28 protein-coding genes are annotated in these 26,094 nt (G+C 33.4%); 20 read left to right on the forward strand and 8 right to left on the reverse strand.

Translation table 11 applies throughout. The features are described from left to right. Position 1: 1 nt before the first annotated feature. Positions 2-418, forward strand: coding sequence for a thiol-disulfide oxidoreductase DCC family protein (locus PHR76_RS08295; protein WP_300060874.1), 417 nt, complete (start codon positions 2-4; stop codon positions 416-418). A gap of 78 nt (positions 419-496) precedes the next feature. Then, on the forward strand, positions 497-634 hold the full coding sequence (locus PHR76_RS08300) for a hypothetical protein (protein ID WP_300060877.1): 138 nt from the start codon (positions 497-499) through the stop codon (positions 632-634). A 39-nt stretch (positions 635-673) separates the two neighbouring features. On the opposite strand, the gene PHR76_RS08305 is transcribed toward PHR76_RS08300, so the two are convergent. From PHR76_RS08305 to aroC, 3 genes are read right to left on the reverse strand one after another with little or no spacing between them, the layout of a single operon-like run. Next, the gene (locus tag PHR76_RS08305; RefSeq protein ID WP_300060879.1) at positions 674-1,633 is read right to left on the reverse strand and encodes a choice-of-anchor J domain-containing protein; all 960 of its coding nucleotides are present in this window, start codon (positions 1,631-1,633) and stop codon (positions 674-676) included. Between the two features lie 42 nt (positions 1,634-1,675). Further along, on the reverse strand, positions 1,676-2,953 hold the full coding sequence (locus PHR76_RS08310) for a dicarboxylate/amino acid:cation symporter (RefSeq protein WP_300060882.1): 1,278 nt from the start codon (positions 2,951-2,953) through the stop codon (positions 1,676-1,678). Between the two features lie 4 nt (positions 2,954-2,957). After that, a complete protein-coding gene (gene aroC / locus PHR76_RS08315; RefSeq protein ID WP_300060885.1) occupies positions 2,958-4,019 on the reverse strand; it encodes a chorismate synthase in 1,062 nt (353 codons plus the stop codon). 133 nt (positions 4,020-4,152) lie between these two features. On the opposite strand from aroC, the gene PHR76_RS08320 reads away from it, so the two are divergent. Both PHR76_RS08320 and PHR76_RS08325 read left to right on the forward strand, forming a co-directional pair. Beyond that, complete coding sequence (locus tag PHR76_RS08320; RefSeq protein WP_300060888.1) at positions 4,153-4,941, forward strand: hypothetical protein; 789 nt, start codon at positions 4,153-4,155, stop codon at positions 4,939-4,941. 66 nt (positions 4,942-5,007) lie between these two features. Continuing rightward, complete coding sequence (locus tag PHR76_RS08325) at positions 5,008-5,496, forward strand: hypothetical protein (protein WP_300060891.1); 489 nt, start codon at positions 5,008-5,010, stop codon at positions 5,494-5,496. A 50-nt stretch (positions 5,497-5,546) separates the two neighbouring features. On the opposite strand, the gene PHR76_RS08330 is transcribed toward PHR76_RS08325, so the two are convergent. The 3 genes from PHR76_RS08330 to PHR76_RS08340 all read right to left on the reverse strand — a co-directional run bounded on the left by PHR76_RS08330 (position 5,547) and on the right by PHR76_RS08340 (position 7,661). Beyond that, positions 5,547-5,969: a protease complex subunit PrcB family protein gene (locus tag PHR76_RS08330; RefSeq protein WP_300060894.1), complete on the reverse strand. Its 423-nt coding sequence runs from the start codon at positions 5,967-5,969 to the stop codon at positions 5,547-5,549. 1 nt (position 5,970) lies between these two features. Continuing rightward, positions 5,971-7,119, reverse strand: a complete 1,149-nt coding sequence (gene bshA / locus PHR76_RS08335; protein WP_300060897.1) for an N-acetyl-alpha-D-glucosaminyl L-malate synthase BshA — start codon at positions 7,117-7,119, stop codon at positions 5,971-5,973. An 80-nt stretch (positions 7,120-7,199) separates the two neighbouring features. Next, positions 7,200-7,661: an Lrp/AsnC family transcriptional regulator gene (locus tag PHR76_RS08340; RefSeq protein WP_300060900.1), complete on the reverse strand. Its 462-nt coding sequence runs from the start codon at positions 7,659-7,661 to the stop codon at positions 7,200-7,202. A 168-nt stretch (positions 7,662-7,829) separates the two neighbouring features. On the opposite strand from PHR76_RS08340, the gene PHR76_RS08345 reads away from it, so the two are divergent. The 11 genes from PHR76_RS08345 to ribB all read left to right on the forward strand — a co-directional run bounded on the left by PHR76_RS08345 (position 7,830) and on the right by ribB (position 18,834). Further along, the gene (locus PHR76_RS08345; protein WP_300060903.1) at positions 7,830-9,038 is read left to right on the forward strand and encodes an aminotransferase class I/II-fold pyridoxal phosphate-dependent enzyme; all 1,209 of its coding nucleotides are present in this window, start codon (positions 7,830-7,832) and stop codon (positions 9,036-9,038) included. A 111-nt stretch (positions 9,039-9,149) separates the two neighbouring features. Then, entirely contained in the window at positions 9,150-10,631 is a 1,482-nt protein-coding gene (nhaC, locus tag PHR76_RS08350; RefSeq protein WP_300060906.1) for a Na+/H+ antiporter NhaC, read from the forward strand. Between the two features lie 265 nt (positions 10,632-10,896). Beyond that, on the forward strand, positions 10,897-11,532 hold the full coding sequence (locus PHR76_RS08355; RefSeq protein WP_300060909.1) for a peroxiredoxin: 636 nt from the start codon (positions 10,897-10,899) through the stop codon (positions 11,530-11,532). 40 nt (positions 11,533-11,572) lie between these two features. Next, a complete protein-coding gene (locus PHR76_RS08360) occupies positions 11,573-11,887 on the forward strand; it encodes a thioredoxin family protein (RefSeq protein ID WP_300060912.1) in 315 nt (104 codons plus the stop codon). Continuing rightward, the gene (locus tag PHR76_RS08365; RefSeq protein ID WP_300060915.1) at positions 11,887-12,144 is read left to right on the forward strand and encodes a hypothetical protein; all 258 of its coding nucleotides are present in this window, start codon (positions 11,887-11,889) and stop codon (positions 12,142-12,144) included. Before PHR76_RS08360 ends, PHR76_RS08365 begins: the two co-directional genes overlap by 1 nt. 118 nt (positions 12,145-12,262) lie before the next feature. Then, a complete protein-coding gene (gene tpx, locus PHR76_RS08370) occupies positions 12,263-12,760 on the forward strand; it encodes a thiol peroxidase (protein WP_300060917.1) in 498 nt (165 codons plus the stop codon). 7 nt (positions 12,761-12,767) lie between these two features. Then, entirely contained in the window at positions 12,768-13,142 is a 375-nt protein-coding gene (locus PHR76_RS08375; protein ID WP_300060969.1) for a diacylglycerol kinase family protein, read from the forward strand. A gap of 37 nt (positions 13,143-13,179) precedes the next feature. Beyond that, positions 13,180-15,615 (forward strand): DNA translocase FtsK, encoded by a 2,436-nt coding sequence (locus PHR76_RS08380; protein WP_300060920.1) that lies wholly within the window; start codon positions 13,180-13,182, stop codon positions 15,613-15,615. Between the two features lies 1 nt (position 15,616). Then, positions 15,617-16,258, forward strand: coding sequence for an outer membrane lipoprotein carrier protein LolA (locus tag PHR76_RS08385; RefSeq protein ID WP_300060923.1), 642 nt, complete (start codon positions 15,617-15,619; stop codon positions 16,256-16,258). 7 nt (positions 16,259-16,265) lie between these two features. Then, positions 16,266-17,693, forward strand: a complete 1,428-nt coding sequence (locus PHR76_RS08390) for an LptF/LptG family permease (protein WP_300060925.1) — start codon at positions 16,266-16,268, stop codon at positions 17,691-17,693. 10 nt (positions 17,694-17,703) lie between these two features. Further along, entirely contained in the window at positions 17,704-18,834 is a 1,131-nt protein-coding gene (ribB, locus tag PHR76_RS08395) for a 3,4-dihydroxy-2-butanone-4-phosphate synthase (RefSeq protein WP_300060928.1), read from the forward strand. A 51-nt stretch (positions 18,835-18,885) separates the two neighbouring features. On the opposite strand, the gene PHR76_RS08400 is transcribed toward ribB, so the two are convergent. Together PHR76_RS08400 and PHR76_RS08405 are read right to left on the reverse strand one after the other, a co-directional pair. After that, positions 18,886-19,092 (reverse strand): helix-turn-helix transcriptional regulator, encoded by a 207-nt coding sequence (locus PHR76_RS08400; protein WP_300060931.1) that lies wholly within the window; start codon positions 19,090-19,092, stop codon positions 18,886-18,888. A 3-nt stretch (positions 19,093-19,095) separates the two neighbouring features. Beyond that, on the reverse strand, positions 19,096-19,632 hold the full coding sequence (locus PHR76_RS08405) for a DUF2975 domain-containing protein (protein WP_300060933.1): 537 nt from the start codon (positions 19,630-19,632) through the stop codon (positions 19,096-19,098). 484 nt (positions 19,633-20,116) lie between these two features. Here PHR76_RS08405 and PHR76_RS08410 point away from each other — a divergent pair, with 484 nt between their 5' ends. From PHR76_RS08410 to PHR76_RS08430, 5 genes are read left to right on the forward strand one after another with little or no spacing between them, the layout of a single operon-like run. Next, positions 20,117-21,823 (forward strand): amidohydrolase, encoded by a 1,707-nt coding sequence (locus PHR76_RS08410; RefSeq protein ID WP_300060935.1) that lies wholly within the window; start codon positions 20,117-20,119, stop codon positions 21,821-21,823. 15 nt (positions 21,824-21,838) lie between these two features. Beyond that, positions 21,839-22,612, forward strand: a complete 774-nt coding sequence (locus PHR76_RS08415) for a glucose 1-dehydrogenase (protein WP_300060937.1) — start codon at positions 21,839-21,841, stop codon at positions 22,610-22,612. 11 nt (positions 22,613-22,623) lie between these two features. Then, positions 22,624-23,523 (forward strand): DMT family transporter, encoded by a 900-nt coding sequence (locus tag PHR76_RS08420; protein WP_300060939.1) that lies wholly within the window; start codon positions 22,624-22,626, stop codon positions 23,521-23,523. A gap of 9 nt (positions 23,524-23,532) precedes the next feature. Continuing rightward, a complete protein-coding gene (cls, locus tag PHR76_RS08425; RefSeq protein WP_300060941.1) occupies positions 23,533-24,987 on the forward strand; it encodes a cardiolipin synthase in 1,455 nt (484 codons plus the stop codon). A 9-nt stretch (positions 24,988-24,996) separates the two neighbouring features. Further along, positions 24,997-26,085: a mechanosensitive ion channel family protein gene (locus PHR76_RS08430; RefSeq protein ID WP_300060943.1), complete on the forward strand. Its 1,089-nt coding sequence runs from the start codon at positions 24,997-24,999 to the stop codon at positions 26,083-26,085. The last annotated feature ends 9 nt before the right edge of the window (positions 26,086-26,094 follow it).

The following is a 26,094-nucleotide window of genomic DNA, read 5'->3' on the forward strand; positions in this document are numbered from 1 at the left end:
AATGAACGAATTACCCGAAGGAAAAAAAATAATTCTTTTTGATGGCGTTTGCAATCTTTGTAATCATGCCGTACAATTTATCATCCAACACGATGCGAAAGATGTTTTTCGTTTTGTGGCTTTGCAATCTGAAACCGGACAAAAAATATTAACCCATTTGGGTGTAGCTTCGTCTTCAATTGACAGCATTGTTTTATATGTACCTGGCGAAGCCTATTATATTAAAGCAGAAGCAGCCATGCAGATTGCGAAAGATTTAAATAGTTGGCATAAAATAATATCGTATATGTCTTTTACGGGTTCATTTGGGAATTTTGTGTATGATTACATTGCAAAAAACCGCTATCAATGGTATGGAAAAAAAGAAGCTTGTATGATTCCAACACCCGAATTGAAAGCAAAATTTTTAGATACTTAATTAAGAATTACAACTGATAAATATCATAAATTAAAACGGTTAAATTTCTTATATTTGACTAACTTTAAACTTAATCAAATGAACAAATTAACATTAGCACTTTATTCGTGGGAAAACGGAGCTATAATTATGGTTGGCGTTTTTGGCTTAGTAATTATCGGACTTATAGCAGCCGTCATGATGATGATGAATAGTGACAAAAAGAAAAAAGACTAAGTTTTCACTTAGTCTTTTTTTTAATCTTGTTTGATGAACTTATTTTTTGATAAATTTCTTAGTTGCAATTCCTTCTTCCGTTGCGATATTAATAAAATACATACCTGCAGCTAAATCAGAAACAGCGATGTCTGCTTTATCTACTCCACCTAATTCTACTGTTTTCATAATTCTACCATTCATGTCAGAGATTGAAACTGCATTTACTGCAATTTTATCTAAGTTAGCAATAGAAACTACTGTAGAAGCCGGATTTGGATACATTGAAAATTTAGCATTAAAATTATCTTTAACACCTAAAGTAGTAGCGGTAATTTTAAAATCGTCTACCATAAAGAAATAGGCGTCAGAAGAAACACATTGAATTCCAACACGAATTTGTTGGTCATTAAATGAAGCTGGGATATTAACAATTCTAACAGTCCAGTTTGGATAAGAAGCAGAATAAGGTGTTGCAGCTCCTCCAATTAATGTAAAATCAGTTGATGTTAGCGGAGTTCCTGTTCCTGAATAAATCCCTACTTTATAACGCTCATTTCCGTAGCAATTAGAAAGATTTTTTACCCAAAAGCTAATTGTATTACCTGTTCCTAATTGAACCACTGGGCTAATTAACCAATCGTTATTAGCAACTGCTGTTTGTTGGTTAGAGTTTGGCACACCAGCCCAACAACCTACATATTTTGTACCTGTTCTAGGTGCAAAAGATCTTGTTTCAGTGTCAGCAGTACATTCTAAATTTTCATCGGTTGCACCTGCTAAAGCAGGATCAAAAACCATAAAGGATTGTGGTACTGAAGCCGTTGGCCAAAATTCATATCCATCTGGATACCCAGAAGGATTGTACGTATTTAGTAAGTCTAAATCTATACCATCCCATTCGCCAAAGCTGTCAATGGTAAAGCTATCATAACTTTCAAAGCTATCCTCAATCAAGGTAATTTGAGAAAATCCTGAAAACGAAGCCAACAATGTTAAAGAAAGTAATAATTTTTTCATAATTTAATTATTTAATATTTTTACGAAAATAAGAAAATTTTTTTAATCTTCCCTATCAACTGGATTTAATTTACCAACAGAATGTGCCACGATAGTTGAAACAGTAGCATCACTAGTAACATTAACCACCGTTCGACACATATCTAAAGGCCTATCAATAGCGAATATAAGTGCTAAACCTGCTTCTGGAATTCCTGCTTGTCCTAAAACGATGACAAGCATGACCATTCCAGCACTTGGAACTGCTGCAGAACCAATTGATGCGAGTGTTGCGGTGACAATAATCATCAATTGTGTTTGTAAATCCAACGGAATCCCCATTACTTGAGCAATAAAAATAGCGGCTACCGCTTGGTATAAACTCGTTCCATCCATATTAACTGTTGCTCCTAAAGGGAGGACAAAACTAGCTACTTCTTCATCTACCCCAACGTGTTCTATTACTCTTTCCATCGTAACGGGCAACGTAGCCGCACTTGAACTCGTTGAAAAAGCTAACAATTGAGCGGGTGCGATGGCTTTAAAAAATTTGACCGGAGAATGTTTTGTAAATACATATAATAAGGTAGGATATAAAACAAAAGTCATTATTGCTAAGCCTAAAATTACAGTAAATGCATAAACCAATAAAGCATTTAAAGTAGAAAAATCGGGAATCTCAACCATTAACGCAGCCATCAACGCAAATACTCCAATTGGAGAAAAAAGCATAATAATATCGATGATTTTCAAAATAACTTCATTTAAACCTTTAAAAAAATCAACAACAGGTTTTGCTTTTTGTTCCTCAATTAAAATTAAGCCAATTCCTAATAAAATTACAAATAAAATAACTTGTAGCATCGAGGCATTATCCGTCATGGCTAAAAAGAAATTATCTGGAACAACATCAATTAGAGGTTGCAATGGGCCACTACTTTTTGCTTTTTCGGCTAATTCAATTTTTTGAGCGGCTTCTCCAGCAAAATTTTCCAATAAGCTTTGACGGGATTCTTCATTGATAAATTCACCTGGTTTTATGACATTAGCCAAAACCAATCCGATAGAAACCGCAGAAACTGTTGTAAATAAATATAAACCAACCGTACGTCCTCCTAATTTAGATAATTTAGCAATATCTTTTAAATCGGATAAACCCACAATTAACGAAACGACAATTAAAGGAACCGCAATCATTTTTAAAAGATTGATAAAAATAGTACCGAAGGGCTTAATCCAATCGACAACAATTCCTTTCATTTCCAGGTTTTGCATAACAAAACCGAAAGTCAATCCTAAAACCATTCCGATAACAATTTTCCAGTGGAGAGCTAATTTCATATATTTATTGGTATATTTTGTTTAGTAAATAAAAATCGGCCAAAACCAAAGCGGCCATGGCTTCTACGATGGGAACAGCTCTTGGCACAACACAAGGATCATGACGACCTTTGCCTTCCAATTCGACACTATTTCCTTTATTATCAATGGTTTGTTGTTTCTGCATGATGGTGGCTACGGGTTTAAAAGCCACTCGAAAATAAATATCCATCCCGTTTGAAATTCCACCTTGAATTCCACCAGACAAATTGGTTTTTGTTGAGCCATCCAGATTAAATAAATCATTATGTTCACTTCCTTTCATTTGAGCTCCACAAAAACCACTCCCCAATTCAAAGCCTTTAACCGCATTGATAGAAAGCATTGCTTTTCCTAATTCGGCATGTAGTTTATCAAAAACTGGTTCGCCCAAACCGATAGGTACATTTTGTATTACACACATAATCATGCCGCCAACGCTATCGCCTTCTTTTCGAATTTCTTTGATATGGGCTTCCATTTTAGCCGCGGTTGCTTCATCGGGACAGCGAACGGGATTGGATTCAATTTTAGAAAAATCTAATTCTTGATACGGTTTGTCAATAAAAATAGTTCCAACCGAAGAAACAAAAGCATTAATTTTAATAAAAGAAATCAATTGTTTTGCAATAGCTCCAGCAACAACTCGGCAAGCTGTTTCTCTAGCCGAACTTCTTCCTCCACCACGATGGTCGCGAATTCCATATTTTTTTTCATAAGTAAAATCGGCGTGACTTGGACGAAAGGTATCTTTTAAATGCGTATAATCGTTCGTTTTCTGATTGGTATTGTTAATCATAAATCCAATAGGTGCACCTGTCGTTTTTCCTTCAAAAATACCGCTTAAAAACTGTACTTCATCGGCTTCCTTTCGTTGCGTCACTAGAGCAGATTGACCGGGTTTTCTGCGATTCATTTCGGTTTGAATAGCTTCAAAATCAATTTCTAAACCAGCAGGACAACCGTCAATTACACCGCCGATAGCTTCGCCATGCGATTCTCCAAAAGTGGTTAATTTAAACACAGTACCGAAACTATTTCCTGCCATAAATGGATTGTTTTGAACAAAAATAAGTTTTTTATAACAAACTAAGAAGATTAATTAGATTTGAATAGAAGAATCCGCACAATTGTTAACTCTTTTTTGCGTTAATTTGTTTTCTTAAACACGATAAACGGATATGAAAACAACATTTGGAATTCTTTTTAGCCTACTATTACTTACAATTTCTTGCTCTTCTGATGACGAAGGTAGCTCAAATGCAGATTATTTACCTTTAAATTTTGGTAACAGTTGGACTTATGAAGTCAATGCTCCCAATACAACTTTTGATAAAATTAATGTAGGTGCCGAAGTCTTAATCCAAAACAAAACCTATCAAAAGATGGAAGTAGCAGCGGTTCCAACTGGGTTTTATGCTACACTTTTAAATGAAAATGGTTTGCGAAAAGAGAATGCCAAAGTGCTTTTTGCAGGTGATTTAGCACTGGATTTAGGAATTGATATTCCGCTAAACTTCTCATTATCCGATTTTGTTCTAATTGATGCTCAAGCAAATAACAATACTGTTTTAGCTTCTCAATCTAATAGTATTTCGCAAGATTTTAATGGTTTTCCGATAACAATCGATTATAGTATCAAATCAACCGCTTTAGAATCGTTATCGAGTTTTACTACTTCAAAAAATGAAACCTATCCAAATGTCAAAAAAGTAAAATTTGCTTTAACTATTAAGGTAACTACGTTACAAACTATTCCTGGAACTACGATTACGATACCAATTACGATTTTAAATAATCAAGACGTGCTTTTAGCAACACATTATTATGCTGAAAATATAGGAATGGTTTATGGAAATACCGTTATTTCCTATAATTTAGCCATCAACCCATCAGAATTTGGTTTAGACATTCCCCAATCAGGCTCGCAAACCCAAGAAGAATTCTTAACTACTTATCTATTAAATTAAATTATCCTGTACGATTAAGGCTTATTATACGTTACCTTTACAAAAACATTATAAATAACTTTAAATATGAAAAGAATTCTTTTATCACTTGTCTTATTAATTGCATTGTCATTTCAAGCTTCTGCCCAAGAAATTTCAAAAAATGCTTTAGGATTACGGCTTGGTAGTAATGATGGGATTGGAGCAGAAATATCCTATCAACGCGGACTTTCATCAAACAATCGACTAGAGCTAGATTTGGGGATTCGCAATTCTGATGATGACGATGCTTTTAAATTAGTCGGCCTTTATCAATGGGTTTGGACTATTGAAAATCGTTTTCAATGGTATGCTGGTGTTGGTGGTGGAGTTGGAACGTGGGACAACAACAATAAAAACAAAGATTATGACGATGGCTCTTTTTTGTTGTTAGCCGGAAATATTGGAATTGAATATAATTTTAGTATTCCGCTTTTACTTTCTTTAGATTATAGACCAGAACTTTACTTTGGAAACAATTATCGCAATGATAATTTTGGTTCAGATATCGCGTTGAGTATTCGTTATCAGTTTTAGAACAACTAACTCGTTAAAAGTCCATTTTAGTGAACTAAAATGGACTTTTTTTATTTTATAATGATATTCTTTTTAGAGTTGATTTTTACAATCGTCATCGGATTGGTCATCACCGAGGTTGCCATTCCTGTTGGAGCATTTTCTTTTATAGTCACAATAACATCGTTTTCCAATTCTTGAATACTATCGATACTAATTGAATAGCCACCCGAAGTTTGTGGTCCCATATTCAATAATAAAAAATTTGCGGTATAAATATCGGATGCTTTTACTTTCTTTTTTAAATCGGGGTCGTTTAAAAGCATTTTAAATTCTTTTGCCTCTGTGATAATTTCAAAAAATTTAAATTCCGCTCCGCCATATTCTGATTGTTTTAAAATCTCAAACATTTCCGTTTTTTCTGAGGCAATTGGTTTTGGAGCACAAGCAAAAATAACCAACGCAATTGTGGCGATAAAAATTGTTTTTTTCATACTATTCTGTCTCTTCGATTAAATTATTCGCCAACGCTTTTTGATAAACCGCTTCATATAGGGGTAGAATTTTTGCAAGATCAAATTGTTCTGCTACTTCCAACGCATTCTTTTTAAAAGTGGCTAGTGTAGCTGGATTCGCTAAAATCTTGATTGCATTTTTAGCCATTGATTCAATATCGCCAACATTGCTCAAGTATCCCGAAAAACCTTCGCTATTGACTTCGGGTAAACCGCCAGTATTACTAGAAATTACGGGTACGCTACAAGCCATAGCTTCTAAAGCGGCTAAACCAAAGCTTTCGGTTTCAGAAGGCAATAAAAACAAATCTGAAAAACATAATATTTTATCAATTTCGTGACTATTTCCAAAAAAGATTACCTTGTTGGCAATGCCTAATTCCTCACACAATGATTCGGCTTTTTCTTTTTCAGGTCCGTCACCCACCATCATTAATTTTGCTGGAATTTGTTGCTGAATTAAATGAAAAATTTTAATAATATCAGGAATTCGTTTTACTTTTCTAAAATTAGAAATATGTGTAATAATCATTTCAGAATCGTGAGCCATCAAGGAGCGATAACAGGGTTCTCCTTCTTTAATTTTAGCATTTTTCAATTCAATAAAATTGGGAATGACTTCAATTTCTTTCGTAATATTAAAAAGTTTATAGGTTTCGTCTTTCAAACTTTGCGAAACCGATGTAACAATATCCGACTTATTAATACTAAAACTCACTGCTGGTTTATAATGCGGATGATTTCCCACAAGGGTAATATCTGTACCGTGTAAAGTGGTAACCATTGGAATATGAATACCTTCATCTTTTAACATTTGTTTAGCCATGTAACCAGCATACGCATGCGGAATAGCATAATGCACGTGAAGTAATTCGATTTTATACAACTTCACCATATCGACTAATTTACTAGACAACGCTAATTCATAAGGTTGATAATGAAAGAGCGGGTATTCTGGCACATTCACTTCATGATAAAATACCCTTGGATTTAATAAGGCTAAGCGAACGGGTTGACTGTAGGTTATAAAATGAATTTCATGTCCCCGATGAGCTAATTCTAGCCCTAATTCAGTAGCAACAACACCACTTCCTCCAAACGTTGGATAACAAACAATAGCGATTTTCATGCAAAAATATTAGATAAACAAAGCTACTCTTTTTGAATCGAGCGAATGATAAGAAATAGTTAAAATTGTTTTTTTTTCATTTAGTTAAGTTCAAAAACGGTTGTATTCTTGACTTCTCCAATCATAAAAGAACTATGAGTGCTTCCAATATAATGTAAGGCTGTCAGTTTTGTGACCATGAATTCACGGTATTCTTCCATACTTCCTAAGCAAATTTTAAGAATATAATCATAATCGCCACTTACGTGAAAGCACTCTACTACTTCGCTTAATTTTATCACTTCATTTTCAAAAACTGTAAGGTATTCTCGAGTGTGTTGCACTAATTTGATATGACAAAAAACCACAAAACTTTTATTGATTTTTGAACGATTTAAAAGTGCCACATAATGCTGAATGATTCCGTTTCGTTCTAATTTTTTTATTCGTTCATAAACCGCAGTAACAGAAAGATTCAATTTTAGCGATAACTCTTTTGTAGTTTGTTTAGTATCTACTTGAAGCAAAGCAAGTAATCTTTTATCAATTTTATCTAAATCCATTTGATGTTGTTTTAAAAATTTCGGTTAAAGTTAGTTAACGGATTCGAAAATAGTTTAAAAAACTATAAAAAATTAAAATTACAAAATAAAAAACTAAATTTTAAATCATCCCTTGATTAATAATCTAAAAATAATGTAATTTGTTAAACAACTTTTAAACTACTACCGATGAAAAACTCAGATTTCAATCCTGCCGATCAAATTCAAGACTTACAATATTTTGGCGAATTTGGAGGTGTTAACCCTTCTATTTCAGATAGTTCCACCTATACTTTTTTGTCTGCCAAAACAATGTTCGATACGTTTGAAGGCAATGCAGAAGGTTGTTATTTATATTCACGTCATTCTTCACCTAGTAATTTATATTTAGATCGAGCTCTTGCCGCTATGGAAGGAACAGCGAGTGCCAATGTAGCTGCCTCTGGAATGGGAGCAATTACGCCAACACTTTTGCAATTATGTGGCAACGGAGACCACATTGTTTCTAGCCGAACTATTTATGGCGGAACCTATGCTTTTTTAAAGAATTTTGCTCCGCGATTAGGTGTAAAAACAAGTTTTGTTGATATTACAAAGTTAGATGTTGTAGAAGCAGCTATCAATCAGCATACTAAAGTTTTATATTGTGAAACCGTTAGTAATCCTTTATTAGAAGTTGCCGATATTACTTCGCTTTCTAAACTTGCAAAAAAACATAACTTAACGTTAGTTGTTGACAATACCTTTTCGCCATTATCCGTTTCTCCTATCAAGTTAGGAGCTGATATTGTTATACATTCACTTACAAAATATATTAACGGAAGTAGTGACACTGTTGGTGGTGTAGTTTGTGCCTCACAGGAATTTATCAATGACTTAAAAAATGTAAATTCAGGGGCAAGCATGCTTTTAGGTCCAACCATGGATAGTATGCGAAGTGCAAGTGTGATGAAAAATTTAAGAACGCTTCATTTACGGATGAAACAACACAGTTATAATGCGGCTTATCTAGCTGAAAAATTTGAAAAAGATGGACTTAAAACCGTTTATCCAGGATTAAAAAGTCATCCAAGTCACCAACTTTATTCAACAATGATTAACCCAGAATTCGGTTATGGCGGTATGATGACCGTGGACGTTGGTTCTCTAGACAAAGCCAATGCGTTAATGGAGTTGATGCAAGAAAAAAACCTTGGTTACCTAGCCGTAAGTTTAGGGTTTTACAAAACCTTATTTAGTGCTCCGGGTTCGTCTACTTCATCAGAAATTCCAGCTGAAGAACAAAAAGAAATGGGCTTGTCTGACGGACTCATTCGTTTTTCGATTGGTTTAGATAACGACATCGAACGCACCTATCAAATGATGAAAAAATGCATGATTGAGCTTGGTGTTTTATAAAAATCATCCTGCTCAATTTAACGAAAATCCGATTCAACATTGAGTCGGATTTTTTTTGTATTAAATTTAATTTCATGTTTTTTTTATATATTGCATCCACAAAAAAAATAAATGGAAAGCCAAGACATTAAAACTCAAGATCCAAAAGACGAGCAACTTATTGAAAATAAGGAACTTTCAATTTTAGAAGCCCTCACTCCTATTTTTCTCTTAATATTAATTTTGGCTTATAACGTTTATGCTTTTGGTGATAGTGCTACCTCAGGTCCGAATCAATTTGCTTTAATTTTAGGTGGAGCCATTGCTGCCATTGTCGGTTTTCGAAATAAAGTTTCGTATGGTGCCATGATGGAAGAAATTGCAAAAAACATAAAATCAACAGCTGGAGCCATCTTAATTTTGCTATTAGTAGGAGCTCTTTCAGGAACTTGGTTGTTGAGTGGGGTCATTCCAACCATGATTTATTACGGACTCCAACTACTCCATCCCGCAATCTTTTTACCTGCTTGTTTAATTATATGTGCGGTAATTTCTATTGCTACTGGAAGTTCATGGACGACCTCGGCTACTGTTGGAATTGCTCTAATCGGAATTGGTTCTACTATCGGAATGCCACTCGGAATGGTAGCTGGTGCCGTGGTTTCTGGTGCTTATTTTGGAGATAAATTATCGCCGCTTTCCGACACAACCAACCTTGCTCCTGCGATGGCTGGTACCGATTTATTTACGCACATTCGCTATATGACACTCACCACCGTGCCCACCATGATAATTACTTTTATAATTTTTATCTTTTTGGGTTTAGCTCAAACTACCAGTGGAATAGGTGATAATTCGGCTACCTTACAAGCAATAAAAGAAACCTTTACAATAACGCCTTGGTTATTTTTAGTTCCTGCCATCGTTATTTTATTAATTATAAAAAAAACAGAGCCACTTATAGCGTTGTTGATTGGTACTTTACTTGGTGGTGTTTTTGCTTTAATTTTTCAACCAGAATTAGTAGCCAAAATTGGAGGAAGCAATGAGTTAACCTTTATTTCTGGCTACAAAGGCGTGATGAATTCAATCACCGTTGAAACAGCTATAGAAACTAAAAATGAAATGTTATCCGAATTATTTTCTTCCAAGGGAATGTATGGAATGTTAAGTACCATTTGGTTAATCCTTTGTGCGATGGTTTTTGGTGGAGTCATGGAGGCAATTGGTGCATTAACACGAATAACAGACTCCTTATTAAAACTCTTTCATACCACTTTTGGATTGTTTGCGAGTACGGTTGCGAGTTGTTTAGCGTTAAACTTAACGGCATCAGATCAATATTTAGCTATTGTAGTTCCCGGAAAAATGTTTGCCAAAGCTTATCGCGATAAAGGTTTAGCCCCAGAAAACCTGAGTAGAACGCTAGAAGATTCTGGAACGGTGACTTCTGCTTTAATTCCTTGGAACACATGTGGAGCTTATCAATCTGGGGTTTTAGGGGTTTCTACTTGGAGCTATTTGCCTTATGCGTTCTTTAATATTATTAGTCCGTTCATGACACTAATTTTTGCAGCTTTTCAGATTAAAATCAAACAATTAAATTCAAAATAAGTAATTAAAAAAATAATTAAGCTGTTATTTTTTTAATTTAATACAACTTTAACCATATCAAAAACATCCTATTTTAACAAAAAAATAGAAAAATATTCAATATATTGAGTTAAATCGTACTACAAATACATAATATATTAGCAAAAACAGTCTGTATCATCATTTCAAATAGCTCTATTGGTAAAAGGTATGACTTATGTCATTTGTACTCACAAATTAAGTCTTAAATTTGCAATAGAATAATAACTATAAAAACAATATAATTATGTCATTAGTAGGTAAAACATTTCCAAACATCACCGTTGACGCCATTTCTGAAATGGGTGATAATTTAAGAATCAATGTACTTGAAGAAGCTTTAAACAACAACAAAAAAGTACTTTTATTTTGGTATCCTAAAGATTTCACATTCGTTTGTCCAACAGAATTACATGCTTTTCAAGATGCTTTGGGTGAATTTGAAAAAAGAAACACTATCGTAATTGGTGCTTCCTGTGATACGAACGAAGTACATTTTGCATGGTTAAATACACCTAAAAATAACGGAGGAATTGAAGGCGTAACTTATCCAATTCTTGCAGACACCACTAGAAATCTTGCTGCTGCTTTAGATATTTTAGATGCAGAATGGGTTTATGATGAAAACTTGAATGATGAAATATTAGAAGGTTCAAATGTAACTTTTAGAGCAACTTATCTTATTGATGAGGCCGGAAAAGTTTTCCACGAAAGTGTAAATGATATGCCATTAGGTAGAAATGTAAATGAATATTTACGTTTAATCGATGCGTATACACACGTTCAAACCAAAGGAGAAGTTTGTCCAGCAAATTGGGAAGAGGGAAAAGAAGCAATGCATGCTGATCGTTCAAGTACTGCAGCTTATTTGAGCCATAACTAAAAAACATCAACTCTTTTATTTTTTAACTTAAAATAATATTATGTTAATCGAATTAACTGAAGATACATTACACGACGTAGTAAAACAAAATAACAAAGTTGTGGTTCAATATTCTGCTTCATGGTGTGGCAATTGCCGAATTATGAAACCGAAATTTAAAAAATTAGCCTCAGAAAACGAAACATTGACCTTTGTACTAGTAGATGCAGAAAATGCACCGGAATCAAGAAAACTAGCCAATGTATCTAATTTGCCTACTTTTGCTACGTTTCTAAACGGGGTTTTAGTCAATCAAACACAAACCAATAAAGCGGAAGTTTTAGCCGAATTGGTTTCAGAAATTGCTCAGAACTAATGAAATTACCAATCATCAAACACCTCACGCAATTCATAGAGGAAAACGACCAAGATTATTTGGTTGAAACCATTGAAGTATTAGAGGCTTTAACCGAAGTTTCTTCCTTAAAAGAAGAAGAATTGGATGTCATTGGAGAGTTAATTTCAAACTTGTATGGTGCTTTAGAAGTACACAAATCTATTCAAAGCGGGATGGAAAAAAAAGAAGCTTTAAATTCTTTTATGAGCCGCGTTTTAGGTTCAATTGATAAATAATTTCCAAACAAATACCTCTTTAAAACGCTTTCTTCGGAAGGCGTTTTTTTTGTTCACTAATTCCACTTAAAAATCACTAAAATTTTCTTACTTTTGAAATCTTATAAAATATCAACTTATGGCAGTAATTACTTTGGGTGGAAACCCTATACATACCTCTGGTGAACTTCCTAAAAAAGGAATACAAGCACCTAATTTTACTTTAGTAAAAACCGATTTATCAATTGCAACCTTAGCAGATTATGCGGGAAGCAAATTGGTTTTAAATATTTTCCCAAGTATTGACACAGGAGTTTGTGCTACCTCAGTTAGAACTTTCAATCAGAAAGCAGGGGAATTAATAAACACTAAAGTACTGTGTATTTCACGTGATTTACCTTTTGCTCAGAAACGTTTTTGCGGTACAGAAGGGCTTGAAAATGTAGAAAATTTATCTGATTTTAAAGAGGGTAGTTTTGGTGATGCTTATGGTTTAACCATTACAGATGGTCCGTTGGCAGGCTTACATTCTCGTGCGGTTATCGTAGTAGACGAAAAAGGTCTAGTTACTTATGCTGAACAAGTACCCGAAATTGGACAAGAACCTAATTATGAAGCAGCTTTGGCTGCCCTATAATCCCATTATGGAATTTCAAAAAGACAACTCCCTTTTCACTGGTCGTTTAAAAAGCATGGTTTTTGCTTTAAAAGGAGCTTTTAAACTATTGACCACCGAACACAGCGTAATGGTTCAATTTTCGCTAGGGATTCTTATTACCATTGCTGGATTTTATTTTCAGATTTCAAAAACGGAATGGTTATTGCAAACCTTAGCTATAGGATTAGTGCTTTCTATTGAAGGATTGAATACTGCTGTTGAAAAAATAGCCGATTTTATTCATCCCGAATTTCATGAACGCATTGGATTTATTAAAGATATTGCGGCAGGAGCTGTTTTTTTTGCTGCAATGACCGCCATAGCAATTGGAGTCATTATTTATATTCCGTATTTAACCTAAAATTTTAAATTAAAAAAAGTAAATCTGTTGGTATAAAATGGCTAAAACATCGACAAATACTACAAAAAAACAAGCGATGACAGACAAGGAACTTAAAACACCTTGGAAGTTTAACAAACAACACAAATTTTTATTGGGTTGTTTTTTGCTATTAGTATCACTCGTGCTATTTTTATCGATGATTTCTTTCTTTTTTTATTCAAAAGAAGACCAAAGTGCAGTTCACAGTTTTGCAGATAGAGCGGTTGAAGTCAATAATTGGTTAGGAAAAGTGGGAGCTTATTTAGCCGATTTCTTCCTCCATAAAGGATTTGGAATTGCTTCTTTCTTGCTTGTTCGACTTTTATTTTTATCAGGAATCTACTTGATTCTAAATTTATCGTTTAAAAAGCTAAAGAACACTTGGTTTTGGGATTTATTTGCAATGGTAAATTTCTCCTTATTATTTGGTTTTTTCTCCGATTATATTCCTGAATTAGGCGGTGTGATTGGCTTCGAAATGAATTCTTTTATTCAAGATTTCATGGGTAAACCAGGTACTTTAATCGTTCTTGTTTTTAGTTTATTAATCTACTTGATTTTTAGAGTGAATGTTTCGCCAGAATCATTTCAAAAACTTTTTGAACGAAAGAAAAAAGAAGTCAAAGACGATTTATCGGAAGCAGAACTTGCGTTTAACCAACCGTTGCCCAAAGAGGAAATTAAGGAAGATGAAGAAGACATAATTTTGATGAAACCTTCTGCTTTTGAAATTAATAAATACGATTTAAAACCAACCATCGAGCATTCGTCAGAAATTGATTTGATGCCGAAAGCCAAAACAGATGAGTCAAAACTAGCTATAAAACCAAAGGAAGTTGAACTAATCCATACTGATGACGAACATTTTGTGATTGAAAAAGCGACCGAAGAAGAACAACTCGAAGAAAATTTAGCGGAGCGATTAGTGGCCGATTTTGGCGAATTTGATCCCACCTTAGAGCTTTCAAAATATAAATTTCCAACACTCGATTTATTGAAAGATTATGGTTCTGCCGGAATTACCATCAATCAAGAAGAATTAGAAGAAAATAAAAATCGCATTGTCGATACCTTACGAAATTATAAAATTGATATTGCACAAATTAAAGCAACCGTCGGTCCGTCGGTGACTTTATATGAAATTGTGCCAGAAGCTGGTGTTCGAATTTCTAAAATTAAAAGTTTAGAAGACGACATCGCCTTATCGCTTTCTGCTTTAGGAATTCGTATCATCGCTCCAATTCCAGGAAAAGGAACGATTGGTATTGAAGTTCCAAACAAAAATCCAACCATGGTTCCGATGAAATCAGTATTGTCATCGCAACGTTTTCAAGAAGCAGAAATGGAATTGCCAATTGCTTTAGGAAAAACCATTTCTAACGAAACCTTTGTGGTTGATTTAGCTAAAATGCCGCACTTGTTGATGGCTGGAGCAACAGGTCAAGGAAAATCGGTTGGTTTAAATGCGGTACTAACGTCGCTATTATATAAAAAACATCCTGCGGAAGTCAAATTTGTATTGGTCGATCCAAAAAAAGTAGAGCTTACTTTATTCAATAAGATTGAGCGACATTATTTGGCAAAACTACCTGATAATTCAGATGCCATTATTACAGACAATACCAAAGTAATTAACACGTTGAATTCGTTGTGTATCGAAATGGATAATCGGTATAATTTATTGAAAGATGCAATGGTTCGGAACATCAAAGAATATAACGATAAATTCAAAAACCGAAAGCTTAATCCAAATGATGGTCATCGTTTTTTACCCTATATTGTTTTAGTTGTGGATGAATTTGCCGACTTAATTATGACTGCTGGAAAAGAAGTGGAAACACCAATTGCTCGTCTAGCTCAATTGGCTCGTGCGATTGGAATTCATTTGATTATCGCTACACAAAGACCTTCTGTCAACGTTATTACAGGTTTAATTAAAGCGAATTTCCCAGCTAGAATTGCATTTAGAGTAACTTCCAAAATAGATTCACGAACCATTTTAGACACACAAGGAGCCGACCAATTAATTGGCCGTGGTGATATGTTATATACCAACGGTAATGATTTAGTGCGAGTACAATGTGCTTTTGTGGACACGCCAGAAGTAGAACGCATCACGGAATATATTGGTTCTCAAAAAGCGTATGCCACTGCTTATTTGCTTCCAGAATACTCTGGGGAAGAGAATGGCATAGTGCTTGATATAGATATTTCTGAACGCGATGTGATGTTTAGAGAAGCAGCCGAAATAATTGTAATTGCTCAACAAGGCTCGGCTTCACTTTTGCAACGAAAATTAAAATTAGGATACAACCGAGCTGGTCGATTAATTGACCAATTAGAAGCAGCTGGAATTGTAGGCCAATTTGAAGGTAGCAAAGCAAGAGGTGTAAACATTCCCGATTTAAACGCGTTGAATGAATTTTTAAATAATGAACAAAACAATGCCTAAAATGAAAAATTTAACTTTTATTACTTTATTCTTTTTATTGACTTTTACTGCCTTTGGACAAGATAAAAAAGCCAAAGACCTGCTAGACGAAGTCACCGCAAAAGTAAAAGGTTATGAAAATATTGCAATTGATTTCAAGTATTCACTTCAAAATACGAAAGAAAACATCAACCAAGATAGCAAAGGAAACGTGATGTTAAAAGGAAATTTATATTATTTAAATTTCATGGGGTTAACCAAAATATTTGACGGAAAAAAAACCTATACGATTGTTCCAGAAGATGAAGAAATTACCATTTCTAAAGTCGATGACAAAGATGAGAATGCCATTACGCCTTCTAAAATGTTGACTTTTTTTAATTCAGGATATAAATACTATTGGGATGTTTTACAAGACATTAAAGGAAGAAAAATTCAATACATTAAACTCGTTCCAATTAGTTCAAAAGACCAACGCAAAGAAATTTTATTAGGAATCGATGTGCAAACAAAACATATTTATAATTTGATTGAAGTAGGACGCAACGGTACAAAAACAACACTCACTGTTAATTCTTTCAAAACCAATCAACCGATGTCAAAAAATCAATTTATCTTTGACGAAAGTAAATATAAAGGTTACTACATCAATAGAATAGACTAATTCTGAGTTGAAAATACTGGATCGCTATATACTGACTTCCTTTTTAAGTACATTTGCTACGGTATTTGTTATCCTCTTTTTTATCTTTATTTTACAAGGAATTTGGCTTTTTATTGCCGACTTAGCTGGGAAAGATTTAGATTTTTATCTTATCATCAAATTCTTATTATTCTATTCTCCCAAAGTTGTTCCGTTGGTTTTACCACTTTCAGTTTTGTTAGCTTCTATTATGACTTTCGGAAATTTTGCCGAAAATTATGAATTTGCAGCCATGAAAGCTTCAGGAATTTCTTTAAAAAGAGCCATGTATTCCCTTGCCATTTTTATTAGCGGTTTAAGCATTGTGGCTTTTCTTTTTGCCAACAACATCATTCCACAAGCAGAATATGAGTTTGTGAATATTAAAAAAACCATTGTGCAACAAAAGCCTTCCATGGCTATTGCCGAAGGACAATTTAGTAAAATTGGCAACTATAATATTAAGGTCAGCAAAAAACATGGTAAAAATAAAAATCTTTTAGACGACATTACCATTCATAAATTATCCAATTTAGGTGTTGGTGCCAATGTTATTATTAAAGCTAAAAACGGTGAATTAATTAGCGATGAAAAAACAAATTTCCTTCAATTGGTTTTATATGATGGAAATTATTATGAAGACATTCAGCCAAAAAATTATAAAGACAAAAGCAAAATGCCTTTTGCTAAAAGCTCATTCAAAAAATATATTATCAATTTTGATTTAGCTCCGTTACAAAATTCAGAAGGAAACACCAATGATATTACCAATACTAATTCCATGCTTAATGTGAACGAATTGGTTTATACCATCGATTCCTTAGAAAATAAAATTGGAAAAGATTTTGAATCTTATTCAGAAAACATCAATCAGCGACTCACCATTGTCAATACCAAATTGGTCGATCAGCCCGTAGTAAAGGATACTTTAGTAAACGATATCACCTCAATTTTAGAACCTTTTCAATTATCTCAAATACTTGAATTTGCTCGTGGAAATGTTTCAAACATCAAATATTCTATTGATGGATCAAATTATGAATTTGAAGGAAAAATTAAAAACATTAATAACCATTGGCTCGCGTTATATGATAAATTTGTTATTGCATATGCGTGTTTACTGATGTTTTTTATTGGTGCACCAGTTGGGGCTATTATTAGAAAAGGCGGATTAGGATTGCCTATTGTTTTTGCCATGATTGTTTTTATTGTCTATCATTTTATCAATGTTTTTGGAAAAAAAGTGGCACAAGAAAACGGTATTCCTCCTTTTCTGGGTTCCTGGTTATCTTCCATTATCCTCACACCTATCGCTATATTACTCACCTATAGAGCCACAAACGATATTGGTTTGATTAATATGGAAGTGATTTTACAACCGATTACTAAATTCTTTAAGAAAAAAGAAGCTAAATAAATTTTATAAAATGTCTACACCTATTCAGTTGAATACGATCGAAGAAGCTATTGAAGATATCCGCCAAGGAAAAATAATCATTGTAGTGGACGATGAAGACCGCGAAAATGAAGGTGATTTTTTGGCTGCAGCCGATAAAGTAACTCCAGAAATGGTCAACTTTATGGCTACGCATGGTCGTGGACTCATTTGCACCCCTTTAACAGAAAGACGTTGTTCCGAATTGGAACTTCGCTCAATGGTAGCCAACAATACCGATCCGATGGAAACCGCTTTTACCGTTTCTGTCGATTTGAAAGGTCATGGCGTTACCACTGGAATTTCGGCAGCAGACCGTGCCAAAACCATTGCAGCTTTAGTGGATGAAAATACCAAACCTTATGAATTAGCTAGACCTGGGCATATTTTCCCGTTAATTGCAAAACAAGGTGGCGTATTGCGAAGAACGGGACACACTGAAGCCGCTATAGATTTTGCTCGTTTAGCAGGTTTCTCGCCTGCTGGTGTGATTTGCGAAATCATGAATGATGATGGAACAATGTCACGTTTACCGCAATTAGTAGAAGTAGCGAAGAAATTTAATTTAAAATTAGTTTCTATTGAGGATTTAGTGGCGTATCGAATGCAACATGATAGCTTGATTCAAAAGAAAGAAGATTGTGAAATTCAAACTCGTTTTGGAACATTTCGTTTGCGAGCCTATTTGCAAACCACCAATAAACAAGTGCATTTGGCCTTGTCAAAAGGAAGTTGGAACAAAGGCGATGCGGTGCTAACCCGAATCAATTCGAAGCAAGTGAACAACGATATCTTAGAATCATTAACCAATAATTCTGAAAAAAGATTGGAAGACATGTTTGCTAAAATTAATGAAGAAGGTCGCGGTGCTGTGCTTTTTATAAATCAAGAAATTCCGTCGATTGAATTATTAAATCGAATTGGCGAGTTAAAAATATTACAAGAAAAAGGACAAATGAAAGCTCCACCTATCAAAATGGATGCTAAAGATTTTGGAATTGGAGCCCAAATTTTACACGATATCGATATTTCTAAAATTAGATTACTTTCTAATTCTGAACAAACCAAACGAGTAGGTATGATTGGTTATGGTTTAGAAATAACTGATTATGTAAATTATTAAGAGCAGGCCTAAACACATTTAAACCTGCTTTGTTTAGCAATTAAATTCGTTTTACTCTTTGCTATATTCTAATATATCACCCGGTTGACAAGCTAATACTTCACAAATGGATTCTAGCGTACTAAACCGAATGGCTTTTGCCTTACCTGTTTTTAAAATAGAAAGATTAGCAAGCGTTAGGCCTACTTTTTCGGATAAATCATTGAGTGACATTTTTCGTCTTGCCATCATCACATCTAAGTTTACTATAATTGCCATAAGTTAAATTGTTAATTCATTTTCAGCCTGAAATTCAATTGCTCGGTTTATCAAATGCGTCATCACAAAAAGAATGACCGCCATAAACAACCACACGTCTCCCCCACCCATACTCAAAACATCAATTGCCGGCATTTGCACGCCTTGCTGAACTAACCAATCGGAATAATTCTTACCCCAAATACAAAATAGGCCAATTCCTAGTGCCAAATAGCCAATATGCTTCACACTTTCTTTGACTTCAATAGTAAATGGCTGTCCAAAACTAGCTTTTTTATCCATCGAAAGTTTAACGATAACATAGAATAAAATCGCTTTTAAAACGGATACCGTAATCATTAAGAATAGAATGACTCCAAAGTAACCTGAATCAAATTGAAATAAATGCTCCAGTTTTAAGTAGGAAGCGTTAATTGGATTAATGAAAAAAGTAAAAAAGGCATTAAAAATAAAACTCCCTGCTTCTACGCACAATCCAATAAAAAGTATCCAAGCTACGACATTCAAAAAAATTAAAATCTGTTTAGAAGTTGTTTTCATCTTTTAAATTTAAAGTTACAGAGGACAAATATAAAATATATTTATTGATAAACAATAAATTTTAATCTTTTTAAGATAAATTTTAATTGATTAACTATTTATTGTGTATTTAATTTTTAAACTTATTATGTTTTGATATATCCAAAAAAATATATTTAAATTGGTTTTAGTAAATGATTTTAGCTCAATAAAAAAAAGCCAGAATTCTTAATTTATTATGAAAGCGAAAATTACTATTCATTTAGAGATTAACTTTATAAAACTAGAACGTTTATAAATCAGTTCTAAACGGCATGCTTAATGTTGCTAAATAATCTTAAAATAATAGAAAATGAACTCCTTTAGCTATTATGAACGGATTGATCAAGTAATTCATTGACTAAATTGTTAGTATAGAAAGTTTTGAAAAATAAAATCAATGCTTTTTTCGGATTATATCGACAAAAATTTTCTATTTTTAATATCTAATCCAAAACTACCTAAAATGAGAAAACTTCTATTAGGATTTCTATTATTTTCTTTATGGAGTTGTAAAGAGAATAATCAAATGCCGAATGAAAATTCACAACTTTATTTCAATGGTGATATTCTTACTATGGAAGATGATATTCCTAAATATGTTGAAGCAATTGTTAGCCAAAACGGAAAAATTATATTTGTAGGAAATAAAGCTGAAGCTGAATCAAAATTCAAGAATTTAAAAAGAATTGATTTAAAAGGCAAAACGTTATTGCCAGGATTTATAGATCCTCACAGTCATTTTAGTATGGTTTCAAATACAATGGGACAAGTAGATTTAAATCCGGAACCAGTTGGAAAAATCAAAACTATTGAAGATATTCTTCAAAATCTTAAAAATTATAAAGAAAACAACAAAATTTCTGATGGTGAATGGATTTTTGGTTGGGGATATGATGACGGGCAATTATTGGAAAAACGCCATCCTACAAAAAAAGATATAGATAAAGTTTTACCCAATAATCCTGTCTATTTGCAACATACAAGCGGACATATGGGTGTTGCCAATTCATTAGGTCTTAAAAAATTAAATATTTCAGCCAATTCCAAAAGTCCAGAGGGTGGTAATATAGATCGTTTCCCAAATTCAAAGGAGCCAACTGGTTTAGTGCAAGAAACCGCTATGTATCCTTTTATTAAAAACATGTTAGAAATTTTAGCTAGTAAACAAGCTGACTATTTTAATACAACCCAAAATTATTATGCATCAAACGGAATTACAACGGCCAATGATGGAATGACAGATAGAAACACAATCAAATTTTTTCAATCGCAAGCCGATTCCGGAAAATTGATTATCGATTTGATTGCACTAGCAGGTTATTCTGAATTAGACAGCAATTTGGCGGACACTTCTCTCCGCTTCAAAACTTACAAAAACGGGTTTAAAATACAAGGAACAAAAATCGTAGCCGATGGTTCTCCTCAAGGTAAAACAGCATTTTTCTCTAAACCTTTTTTGACAGAAGTTCCAGGCTGTCACCACGACTGCAAAGGTTTACCAAGTTTAACACAGGAAGCATTGAATTCCTTATTTAAAACAGCATACAATAAGAATAATCAATTATTTATTCATTGCAATGGGGATGCAACGATAGATATGGTTTTAGAAGCACACGAGAAAGCATGTGCAAAATTGAATCAACCTTTAGACAAAGATCGTAGAACCATTATTATTCATTCGCAATTTGCACGATTGGAACAATTAAAAAAATTTGCAACCTACAACATGCAGCCCTCTTTCTTTACAAATCATGCTTATTTTTGGGGTGATATACATGTAGAAAATTTAGGAAAAACGCGAGCTGATTTCTTAAGTCCAATGGTTAGTTCCAAGCGTTTAGGGCTAAAACCAACTAATCACTCTGATGCAACAGTTACCCCTATTGATCCATTATTTACTATCTGGACTGCTGTTAATCGGGTTTCTCGTTCAGGGAAAATAATTGGCGAAACAGAAAGAACTACACCATATATGGCATTGCAAGCGATTACTTCTTTCGCAGCCTTTGAATTTTTTGATGAGAATTTAAAAGGGACTTTAACCAATGGAAAATTAGCTGATTTTGTTATATTAGACAAGAATCCAATAAAAGTGAATCCAATGGAAATCAAAAACATTAAAATTATAGAAACAATAAAAGATGGAAAAACAATATTTAAAAAACAATAATCTAAAACCTATTTAATGAAAACTTCAGAATTATTCAATTTAAAAGGAAAAACAGCGATAGTAACTGGTGGAGCTAATGGAATTGGAAAAGCTACCGCAGTTATATTAGCACAACATGGTGCCAATATTGCCATTGGTGATTTTAATTTAGAAGATGCACAAAAAACAGCCAAAGAACTTGAAACTTTTGGTATTAAAGCTATTGCAGTTTCTTGCAACGTCTTGAAAGACGAAGATTTAGTTAATCTAGTAGAAACTACCGTTAAAGAATTAGGAGGTGTTCACATCTTAATAAACAATGCTGGCGGCGGCGGCGGCGGAAGAGAAAATCCATTTAAAATTTCAGTTGATGCCATCAGACGTGATTTCGAATTAAATGTATTTAGCGGTTGGAGATTATGTCAATTAGTAGTTCCTCATATGAAAAAAGACGGTTATGGTTCTATTGTTTTTACCACTTCCATGTCGAGTGTAAATAAAAGTCCAAATATGAGTGGTTATAGTGGCTCAAAAGCAGCTGTGAATCATACAGTAGCAAATTTAGCACATGATTTTGGTCCAGAAGTTCGCATAAATGCAGTTGGTCCAGGAGCAACAAGAACTGCCGCTTTAGAAAGCGTTTTAACTCCTGAAATTGAGAAAGTAATGTTGGCTCACACCCCAATAAAACGTTTAGGGAAAGCAGAAGATATTGCAGGGGCGATGTTGTATTTTGCTTCTCCTATTTCTGAATGGGTAAGCGGTCAAACTATTTTTGTAAATGGTGGTGGCGAACAAACCTTAGAATAAAAATTGCATTCATGAGGAAAATTTTCAATAACCGATGGTTTCTATTAGTATTCATTTCCTTAACTTGGGGCAGCTCTTTTATATTGATTAAAAAATCACTTTTGGTTTTTTCTCCTTATGAAATCGGAGCGATCAGAGTAGTTGGTTCAGGTTTAATTTTAGCGATAATAGGCATTCCAACATTGCTACGAATGAGAAGGAACACCTTGTTTTGGATTATTATTGCTGGTTTTTTTGGAAATTTTCTTCCCATGTTTTTATTTCCAATTGCTCAAACACAAGTGAGTAGTTCATTAGCAGGAATTTTAGATTCTCTGGTGCCGATATTTATTTTGATATTTGGATTTGTATTTTTTGGAATTAAAAGCAAATTTACTCAAGTGCTGGGTGCCGTAATCGGGTTTATTGGAGCAGCAAGTTTGATTTTTTTTACTAAAGGTAATTCTGAAAATTCTCAATTTGGTTATGCCATGTTAATTATTTTAGGTGGTGCTTCCTATGCTATAAACTCGCTGATTGTAAAAGAAAAACTCCCCAATTTAGATGCTATAAAACTAACAGCAGCAGTTTACAGTTTTTGGGCTATTCCTTCATTGGTTATCTTATATTTTACAGGAATGATTCAAAATTTTGAAATGAAAACGGCTTATGTAGAACCACTCTTTTACATGGCTTTTTTAACCGTATTCGGAACAGCTATAGCGATGCTTTTATATTTCAAATTGATTCAAAATACTTCTGCGGTTTTTGCAAGTATTTCGAGCTATCTTTTGCCCGTTGTTGCTATAATTTGGGGAATTTTAGATGGCGAAGAGTTCAGCTTCTGGTATATTTTGGGAGCCATTTTAATATTAATAGGGATTTATTTAATTCGAGAAAAGCCGAATAGTCCTAAAATAGTTCCTAAATAAAAATTCGTTATGAATTGGCTATTGATTTTACAATTTGCTTATTATCTTCTCATCCTTTTAGTGATTTTAAGAGTGCTTTATGATACGCGTAGTAGCACAAAAGCATTAGCTTATATCTTATTCATTGTTTTTGTTCCTATAGTGGGAATGGTTTTTTATTTTTCTTTTGGAATCAATTACCGAAAAAGGAAATTATATACCAAAAAAATTGTGGTTGATGAACCTCTTCGCTTGCAGATTCTCAATAAGATGAATACGCATTCAGACGAAATTAGTAATTCAGGCTTGATTCCAGAGAAATACAAAACACTAACCGAATACATTCGTCGTGCTGGAAACAGTCCGTTAACTGCCAATAACAAAGTAAAACTACTGATTAATGGCGAAGAGAAATTTCCGGAATTAATAGCTGCTTTAGAAAAGGCAAAATCCCATATTCATCTGGAATATTACATCTATGAAAATGATATCACAGGAAATCAAATAGCCGACATCCTAATTAAAAAAGCAAAAGAAGGACTAGAAGTACGTTTTCTATATGATGATTTTGGAAGTCATGGTTTAGGTAAATCATTTATCAAAAAAATGAACGAAGCCGGCATACAAACTGCTCCTTTTTATAAAATTAGATGGTATGCTTTAGCGAACAGAATAAATTACAGAAATCATCGAAAAATTGTTATTATTGATGGTGTAATTGGATTTGTAGGGGGTATTAATATGAGTGATAAATACAGAAACGATGTAACGCTACCTAACAACTTATTTTGGCGTGATACGCATTTGATGCTGAACGGACAAGCTTCCTCCTATTTGCAATATGTTTTTATGTGCGATTGGAATTTTTGTAGTAAATCTAAATTAATTTATAAAGAAACCTATTTTCCTCAAATTTCGACTTCTAATGCGATTGAAAATGAAGTCGTTCAAATAGCAACTTCTGGTCCAGATAGTTCACAACCTGTCATTTTTTATTCTCTTTTGGAGGCCATCAGTAATGCTAAAAAAAGCATTTACATTACAAGTCCCTACTTTATTCCTGGTGAAAGTTTGATGGATATCTTAATTATTGCCATCCAAAGCGGATTAGATGTAAAGATTTTAATTCCAGGGATTTCCGATTCTAAAATGGTAAATGCCGCAGCAAGTGCTTATTATACAGAACTACTTCATCATGGAGCAAAAATTTATGAATATAAAAAAGGGTTTGTACATGCAAAAACTATGATTATAGACAATGATTTAGCAATAATTGGGTCGGCTAATATGGATTTTCGTAGTTTTGATCTTAACTTTGAAGTCAATGTAATGGTATTTAGTACAACCATCGCAAACCAATTAACAGTAGCATTTGAAAATGATTTAAAAGTAGCCGAGCAAATCGATAAAGACATTTGGCTTAATAGACCAAAATATATCCATTTATGGGAAAAAATGGTACGATTACTCTCTCCTTTTTTATAAAAATTAACTATGAAAGATTATTTAATGACATACCAATCACACATTCTATACATTATCGTTGTAATTTTTTCGGTAGTTGTTTTGAATATATTGACTTATTTTATTGACAAATGGTATAATTCTAAAAATGTTTTACATCTTGAAAACGATAAAATTAAACCGCTAAAATTATTAAAACGAACCTTAAATACACTTTGGTTTGTTTTAGGTGTAATTGCTCTAAGTTTTGTATTTGTAGATAGAAGCAAAGACAAAGAAATTATTGGATTTTTTAAACTCGTTAGCTATTTGGGTCTTGTTGCCGTTGTTACCATTGTGGCCGTTAGCACAACCAATCGTTGGTTTAATAATAAAATTCATGAAAAGACAGCCAATAAAAATGATCCTACGAGTTTTAAGTTCTTACGATATTTAGCAATATTCAGTATTTGTTATACTGGAATTCTGATGGCTTTATTTGCTTTTCCTTCTTTTAGAACACTAGCTCAAACAGCTTTGGGAGGTGCTGGACTTCTTGTTATAATAACGGGAGTTGCATCGCAAGAAGCGTTATCAAATATTGTGGGTGGCATCTTTATCATCTTATTTAAACCATTTAAAATTGGTGATATAATTAGAGTTACTGATTCAATGGTTGGTGAAGTGGTCGATTTAACAATGCGGCATACTTTATTAAGAAATTTTGAAAATAAAATGATTATTATTCCGAATTCTATAATCAATAAAGAGAAAATTGTGAACTACGATTTTGGGGAGTCGAAGAATTGTGAATATATAGAAATAAATATTACTTATGACAGTAACATGAAACTTGCAAAAAAGATTATGCAAGAAGAATGTGAAAAACATCCGCTTATTTATGACAACCGCACTATTATAGAAATAAATGAAAATGAACCTATTGTAAAAACAGCCCTCATTAATTTTAATGATTATACAGTAACTTTAAGAGCTTGGGCATGGTCTGCTAATTATTCTGACTCATTTACGTTAAAAACAAATGTATTTGAAAGTATCAAAGTTCGATTTGATCAAGAAGGAATACAAATGCAATTGCCGCTCAAAATAATTTCAACAAATAATACTAATTCCTTATAATCATTTTTC

This window comes from Flavobacterium sp. (assembly GCF_028689845.1).
Taxonomy (GTDB): domain Bacteria; phylum Bacteroidota; class Bacteroidia; order Flavobacteriales; family Flavobacteriaceae; genus Flavobacterium.